Source organism: Peribacillus aracenensis, from assembly GCF_025175645.1.
GTDB classification, from domain to species: domain Bacteria; phylum Bacillota; class Bacilli; order Bacillales; family DSM-1321; genus Peribacillus; species Peribacillus aracenensis.
Genome location: NZ_JANZMJ010000062.1, coordinates 1 through 7,103, shown reverse-complemented (window position 1 = coordinate 7,103; position 7,103 = coordinate 1). Strand labels below are relative to the sequence as shown.

General features: G+C 41.7%; 8 protein-coding genes, 1 tRNA gene and 2 rRNA genes. 9 read left to right on the top strand and 2 right to left on the bottom strand.

What is annotated here, in order from left to right:
• From N0M92_RS28605 to tsaD, 7 genes are all read left to right on the top strand, one after another.
• Nucleotides 1-177 (top strand): 23S ribosomal RNA (locus N0M92_RS28605); the annotation flags it as partial.
• Between the two features lie 117 nt (nucleotides 178-294).
• Nucleotides 295-410, top strand: a 5S ribosomal RNA gene (gene rrf / locus N0M92_RS28600).
• A gap of 66 nt (nucleotides 411-476) precedes the next feature.
• Nucleotides 477-550 (top strand) — tRNA-Met (locus N0M92_RS28595).
• 198 nt (nucleotides 551-748) lie between these two features.
• Nucleotides 749-1,201, top strand: a complete 453-nt coding sequence (tsaE, locus tag N0M92_RS28590; RefSeq protein ID WP_260288952.1) for a tRNA (adenosine(37)-N6)-threonylcarbamoyltransferase complex ATPase subunit type 1 TsaE — start codon at nucleotides 749-751, stop codon at nucleotides 1,199-1,201.
• Entirely contained in the window at nucleotides 1,201-1,893 is a 693-nt protein-coding gene (gene tsaB, locus N0M92_RS28585; RefSeq protein WP_260288951.1) for a tRNA (adenosine(37)-N6)-threonylcarbamoyltransferase complex dimerization subunit type 1 TsaB, read from the top strand. Before tsaE ends, tsaB begins: the two co-directional genes overlap by 1 nt.
• 22 nt (nucleotides 1,894-1,915) lie before the next feature.
• Nucleotides 1,916-2,368 carry a ribosomal protein S18-alanine N-acetyltransferase gene (rimI, locus tag N0M92_RS28580; RefSeq protein WP_260288950.1) on the top strand — a complete coding sequence of 151 codons (453 nt, stop codon included), beginning with the start codon at nucleotides 1,916-1,918 and terminating at the stop codon, nucleotides 2,366-2,368.
• Nucleotides 2,365-3,378, top strand: coding sequence for a tRNA (adenosine(37)-N6)-threonylcarbamoyltransferase complex transferase subunit TsaD (tsaD, locus tag N0M92_RS28575; RefSeq protein ID WP_260288949.1), 1,014 nt, complete (start codon nucleotides 2,365-2,367; stop codon nucleotides 3,376-3,378). The genes rimI and tsaD overlap by 4 nt, the downstream gene beginning before the upstream one ends.
• A 279-nt stretch (nucleotides 3,379-3,657) precedes the next feature.
• Here the strand turns inward: tsaD and N0M92_RS28570 are convergent, their stop codons facing one another.
• Entirely contained in the window at nucleotides 3,658-5,577 is a 1,920-nt protein-coding gene (locus tag N0M92_RS28570) for an ABC transporter ATP-binding protein (protein WP_260288948.1), read from the bottom strand.
• Between the two features lie 133 nt (nucleotides 5,578-5,710).
• Between N0M92_RS28570 and moaC the strand changes: the two genes are divergently transcribed.
• A complete protein-coding gene (gene moaC, locus N0M92_RS28565; protein ID WP_192207541.1) occupies nucleotides 5,711-6,217 on the top strand; it encodes a cyclic pyranopterin monophosphate synthase MoaC in 507 nt (168 codons plus the stop codon).
• A 33-nt stretch (nucleotides 6,218-6,250) separates the two neighbouring features.
• Nucleotides 6,251-6,910, top strand: coding sequence for a redox-sensing transcriptional repressor Rex (locus N0M92_RS28560; RefSeq protein WP_260288947.1), 660 nt, complete (start codon nucleotides 6,251-6,253; stop codon nucleotides 6,908-6,910).
• A 51-nt stretch (nucleotides 6,911-6,961) separates the two neighbouring features.
• Here the strand turns inward: N0M92_RS28560 and N0M92_RS28555 are convergent.
• Nucleotides 6,962-7,103 (bottom strand): IS3 family transposase (locus N0M92_RS28555; protein WP_260285602.1); only part of this gene is annotated, 142 nt, incomplete at its 5' end.

Genomic DNA, 7,103 nt, shown 5'->3' with positions numbered 1-7,103 from the left:
CTACGTGCGGACGGGATAAGTGCTGAAAGCATCTAAGCATGAAGCCCCCCTCAAGATGAGATTTCCCATGGCGCAAGCTAGTAAGATCCCTGAAAGATGATCAGGTTGATAGGTCAGAGGTGGAAGCATGGCGACATGTGGAGCTGACTGATACTAATAGATCGAGGACTTAACCAACGCTTTTTAAAAAATGAAATACCTTCTTATTATCTAGTTTTGAAGGAATGAAAATTTCTTCTTGCATTTTGATTTCATACATGTTATGATAGTAAATGTGCAAAAAAGGATTAAATGTTTGGTGACGATAGCGAAGAGGTCACACCCGTTCCCATTCCGAACACGGCAGTTAAGCTCTTCAGCGCCGATGGTAGTTGGGGGGTTCCCCCTGTGAGAGTAGGACGTCGCCAAGCTATAATCTTTGTATTCTTTTTGAGTAATCGGGAATACTATTTTTATAAAAGAAGCATTTATACCGTCGCGGGGTGGAGCAGTCCGGTAGCTCGTCGGGCTCATAACCCGAAGGTCGCAGGTTCAAATCCTGTCCCCGCAATCATGAACAAAACGAAACCCAGGTTTCGTTTTTTTGTTTTATCCGAAATTCAAATAATTATGTCCTTAACTTATTTGTTTCTTCTTTTGAAACAAGGTAAACTACATATAGAATGGTTTTTGTTCCATAATATTGCGTTTATGGTTCTCGACATGAACTTTAGGACGTTTTCCTAATAATGATAAAGGTGATTGATATATGCAACAGGTTGAATGGATTTCTCAGAATGAGGAAGAAACAGCGCGATTTGCGCAGGAATTGGCACAAAGGCTTTCAAGCGGCGATGTGCTGGCTTTAGAAGGTGATTTGGGTGCAGGGAAGACGGCATTCACAAAAGGATTGGCTAAAGGATTAGGTGTTACCAGAATGGTGAATAGCCCTACCTTTACGATAATAAAGGAATACATGGGACGATTGCCTTTATATCATATGGATGTATATCGGGTAAGTGAATCGGAAGAAGATTTAGGCTTTGAAGAATATTTTGATGGTGATGGTGTGACTGTCGTTGAATGGGCCCATTTAATAAAGGATCACCTTCCGGAGGAAATCTTGACCATTTATATTTATCGCCTGAGCGATACAAGCCGGCGTTTTGTTCTGGAAGCCAAAGGCGAACGATATGTAAAGTTATGTAAGGAGATTATTTGATGAAGGTTTTAGCTATAGATACATCGAATTTCACATTAGGGGTTTCCCTGGTAAACGGGAGTCAAGTAATTGGTGAGTATACGACGAACCTAAAGAAAAATCATTCGGTGCGGGTTATGCCAGCAATTGAAACACTGCTGAGGGATTGTGATACTAAACCGAAGGATTTGACTAAGATAGTGGTCGCTCAAGGCCCAGGATCCTATACAGGCGTCAGGATTGGAGTGACGATTGCAAAAAGCTTGGCCTGGACACTTCAGATTCCGTTATCGGGTGTTTCCAGCTTAGAGGTTTTAGCAGCTAATGGACGTTATTTTAACGGGTTGATCTCTCCGTTGTTCGATGCAAGAAGAGGGCAGATTTATACTGGATTATATGAAATGGAAAATAACTCTTTAAAGACAGTCATTGAAGATTGTAATATTTTATCCTCTGAGTGGGCGAATCAATTGAAGGAATTAAATCGTCCCGTTTTATTCGTTGGTCAAGATGTGGACATCCACCGGGATGCAATTACGGAAGCATTAGGTGAATTAGCTGTATTTGCTCCGGTACAGTCATATAACTCAAGACCAAGCGAACTGGCCTTCCTTGGTCTTGATAAGACTGAGGTCGATGTTCACCAGTTTGTACCGAATTATATCCGCATGGCTGAAGCAGAAGCTAAGTGGCTTGAACAGCAGGGGAAATAAACAAGGAAAGCGACCGATTATTATGAGTAAAACATTGACGTTCCGAAAGATGAATACGGAAGATATCGACCAAGTGCTAATTGTTGAAAAGCAGTCCTTCACTTTGCCTTGGAGCCGGGAAGCTTTTTTTAATGAACTGAATCATAATCAATATGCTGTATACATGGTGATAGAAGATGAAGGGAAAATTGCCGGTTATTGCGGTGCATGGATCGTCATTGATGAATCGCACATTACCAATATAGCGATATTGCCAGAATACCGAGGGCAAAAGCTTGGGGAAGCTTTGCTCAGGAAGATGATTGAAATCTCCATTTCGATGGGTGTGGTCAGGATGACGCTTGAGGTACGGGTCAGTAATGCAATAGCCATTTCGCTTTATGAAAAACTTGGTTTTCAAAAGGGTGGAATCCGAAAAAATTATTATACGGACAATCAAGAAGATGCTTATGTTATGTGGGTGAATTTTTCATGAAAAAAGATCAATTTATATTAGGAATTGAAACGAGCTGCGATGAAACTGCGGCAGCTGTCATAAAAAATGGAACGGAGATACTGAGTAATGTCGTGGCTTCACAAATCGAAAGCCATAAACGTTTTGGCGGTGTCGTCCCGGAAATAGCTTCCCGTCATCATGTAGAACAAATTACGATCGTTCTCGAAGAAGCATTGGTGCAAGCCGGTGTGACATATGAAGACTTGGATGCCATTGCCGTTACAGAAGGTCCCGGACTGGTAGGGGCACTATTAATAGGTGTGAATGCGGCGAAGGCTGTAGCTTTCGCGCATGGATTACCGATTGTCGGAACTCATCATATCGCAGGTCATATCTATGCAAATCGTCTTATTCAGGAGATCGAATATCCTGCGCTTTCTTTAGTCGTTTCGGGAGGCCATACGGAATTGGTCCTTTTAGAAGAACCGGGTACTTTCAAGGTGATAGGGGAAACGCGGGATGATGCAGCAGGTGAGGCGTATGATAAAGTGGCCCGAACCTTGGGGCTCCCTTATCCTGGAGGCCCTCATATCGATAGGCTGGCACAAGAAGGTTCACCAACTTTGAAACTGCCTCGGGCATGGTTGGATGGCAGCTATGACTTTTCTTTCAGCGGGCTGAAATCAGCGGTAATCAACACTTTGCATAACGCTGAACAGCGCGGTGAAAAAATTGAACCTAAAGATTTAGCTGCAAGTTTCCAAGCTAGCGTGATAGAAGTGCTTGTTATGAAAGCTGTAAAGGCTGCAAAGGAATATAATGTGAAGCAGGTATTGCTTGCTGGAGGAGTTGCGGCAAATAAAGGCCTTAGGGAAGCATTAACGGAAGCTTTTAAGGATTTACCTATGGATATATCCATTCCGCCCCTATATCTTTGTACGGACAATGCCGCCATGATCGGTGCTGCTGGAAGTGTCATGTTTGAAAAGGGGAAACGATCTGGTTGGGATTTGAACGGAAATCCTGGATTGGACATTGAAGCATTTTAATTGATGAGAAGACAGGATCCCTCACTGGCATCCTGTCTTTTTTATCGTGTTTATAAAAAAATAGAATATTCTGTGGATAAAGTTTTTTTGATGATCATACTGCATGTGTATAAAGTGGGGTTTTTGTGGATAAGTGGATATGTTTCTGTGGATAATGTGCATAACTTAAATTAATGGCTAGTGAGCGGTAAGTGGTTTGTTAACAATTTTGTGGATAACTTTCAAAGCAACGTTTTAATTGGAGAAGAAAAAGACCGAGTCAATTAACTCGGTCTTTTGTCATTCCTCCAGTTCAGTCCATTCTTCAAGAAGCTGGTCCAAACATTCCTGGGCATGATCAAGCTTTGTTTGGACCTCCATTACTTTTTCATGGTCCTGAAAAACATCTGGATCACAAAGGAGATCATTATATTCGTTTATTTCGATCTCAAGAAGCTCCATGGCTGCCTCGATTTCCTCAATGCGCCGCTTTCGCTGGCGTTCAGCTTTTTTTGCTTCTTTATCAATTTTGTAATTTGTTTTTTCTACAGCTGCATCTAAAGTTTTAGCCTGTTCCTGCTGTTCAAGTGCTTGGATTTCCGCCTGCTCCTGTTTCTTCTCAAGATAGTAATCATAATCACCGAGGAATTCTTCGTTGCCGTCTTTGGAGAGCTCTATCACTTTCGTTGCTATCCGATTTATGAAATAACGGTCATGTGAAACGAAAAGAATAGTTCCCGGATAATCGATCAAGGCGTTTTCAAGCACCAATTTACTATCGAGGTCCAAATGGTTCGTTGGTTCATCAAGAATTAAAAAATTCCCTTTTTGCATCATCATTTTGGCAAGGGCAAGCCGTGCCTTTTCGCCCCCGCTTAGTGTGGAAACGGTTTTCAAAACATCATCACCGCTAAATAAAAAATTACCGAGTACGGTGCGAATGTCCTTTTCCGGTTTAAGGGGATAGTCGTCCCATAATTCATTGAGTACGCGTTTATTGGAAACAAGGTTAGCCTGTTCTTGATCGTAGTAGCTGACTTCTACGTTCGTTCCAAAACGGAAACCACCAGAAAGTGCAGGCAGCTTCGAAATGATCGTTTTCAATAAAGTTGATTTTCCAACTCCATTTGGGCCAACAAGTGCTATGCTTTCCCCTTTAGTCATCCGGGAATTTATATTCTTTGATACCGTTTCCCCTTCGTATCCAATAGCCAAGTCCTGAAGTTGAAGTACTTCATTTCCGCTTTGCTTTTCAATCTGGAAAGAAAAATTCGCGGATTTTTCATCACCTTGCGGCTTGTCCAATACATCCATCTTTTCGAGCTGTTTGCGTCTGCTTTGTGCTCTTTTCGTGGTGGAAGCCCTGGTGATATTACGTTGGACAAAGTCGCGAAGCTTTTCAATTTCCCCTTGTTGCTTCACGAACAGTTTCATGTCCCGCTCATAATCTTCCGCTTTTCCCTCTAGGTAAGAACTATAATTACCATGGTATTTTTTCATGTTATTCCGGGAAATCTCATATACGAGGTTTACTACTTTATCTAAAAAATAACGGTCATGTGAAACAATAAGGACAGCTCCCTGGTAGCTTTGTAAATATTGTTCAAGCCAAGAGAGGGTTTCGATATCCAGATGGTTCGTCGGCTCATCCAGAATCAATATGTCCGGTTTCCTTAAAAGCAGTTTCCCTAATGCAAGCCTTGTTTTTTGTCCGCCGCTTAAAGTGGAAATGGGGGTAGAATAGTCAAAGTCAGCAAACTGAAGTCCATGCAATACGGAACGGATATCCGCCTCATATTGATAGCCGCCCTTCTCTTTGAATGCCACCATCAAAGTGTCGTATTCATTCAGCACTTTTTGGTAAATTGTTTCGTTTTCAAAGATGTCAGGTCTGGCCATATCAGCCTCAAGGCGACGCAGGTCCTTTTCTTGCTCTATAAGGTCGGTGAATACAGTCAGCATCTCATCCCAAATGGTCAGTTCGGATTCCAATCCCGTATCCTGGGCCATATAGCCGATGGTGACGCCTTTTGGTTTGATTATCTCACCGCCATCATGGGAAAGCTGCCCGGCTATGATTTTAAGCAGAGTGGATTTACCGGCACCATTTCGGCCGACAAGTGCAATTCGATCTTTATTTTGAACTTCGAGCTTCATATTTGATAAAATAAGTTCAGCTCCATAATATTTCGATAGTTGATTGATTTGTAATAAAATCATAGATTTCACCTCAATTGATTATTGTTAGTGTAACGTATTTTAGTTATTATCGGCAACAGCTTGGTTCCAAGCTTAAACAAAAGCTGTTACATAAAGTGGAATAATAGTGTATGATTTAGGAGGGGTTACTTAAATGGGAGACTTAACGCATTTTAATGAACAGGGCAGGGCCAAAATGGTCGATGTGAGTGCTAAGCCTGAAACAACCCGGACGGCAGTAGCTCAATCGAGCATTTTATTGAATGATGAAATATATGAATTGGTCACGAACCATAAAATGAAAAAAGGTGATGTACTGGCTGTTGCGCAAGTTGCAGGAATAATGGCCAGCAAGAATACATCCAATATAATTCCGATGTGCCATCCCATTGCTCTGCAAGGGGTCAATATAGCCTTTGATTGGGAAAAAGAAGAACAAGGATATAGGCTTACGATTGAAACGGAAGCTAAGACAAAAGGGAGTACAGGTGTGGAAATGGAAGCGTTAACAGCTGCATCCGTGACTGCCTTGACTGTTTATGACATGTGTAAGGCCATTGATAAGGGAATGGTGATCGGGCCTACATTCTTAGTGGAGAAAACAGGCGGAGTGTCCAGTAGCGATTATAAAAGGCAAGTAAAGCAAACAGATAGAGATTAAGTTGAAAAGCATGTGTGAAAGCGGGGAAGAACAATGAACCATGACCCAAAGATACCGCAGGCGACAGCCAAAAGGTTGCCATTGTATTATCGATTTTTAAAGAACTTACATTCCTCAGGCAAACAAAGAGTTTCCTCGGCAGAGTTAAGTGAAGCTGTAAAAGTGGATTCTGCCACAATTCGCCGTGATTTTTCCTACTTTGGCGCTCTTGGGAAAAAAGGCTACGGCTACAATGTCAATTACTTATTATCCTTCTTTAGAAAAACACTAGATCAAGACGAATTGACCAAAGTCGCTTTAATCGGGGTAGGAAATTTAGGAACCGCTTTTTTAAATTACAATTTCATGAAAAATAATAATACAAAAATTGAAATGGCTTTCGAGGTTTCTGAAGAAAAGGTCGGCAAGCGAATAGCTGATGTGCCCGTCTATCATATGGATCAAATCGATACATTATTGCAGGAAAATAATATTACTGCGGCTATATTGACAGTGCCAGCACAGGTAGCCCAGACGATAACCGATCGTCTAGTCAAAGCTGATATAAAAGGAATATTGAATTTCACACCTGCACGGCTGACTGTGCCTCCATCCATAAGGGTTCACCACATTGACCTGGCCGTGGAGCTTCAGTCGCTCATCTACTTCCTGAAACATTATCCTGTAGTGGAAGAAGCCGCATTGGAGGAATGAAAAAAACGCTGCATCATGAAGTGAACCCAAAAAGTTAGACACTTTATTTAGTTAGGCAACCTTGAAGGCATGAACCCGGTAATCAACCGGGCTCATGCCTTTTAATTTCACCTTAATTCGTTGGTGATTGTAATAATAAATATAATCTTCTAGTTCTTGTTTGAAATGCTTCATGCTGTCGAACGTTTGTAAA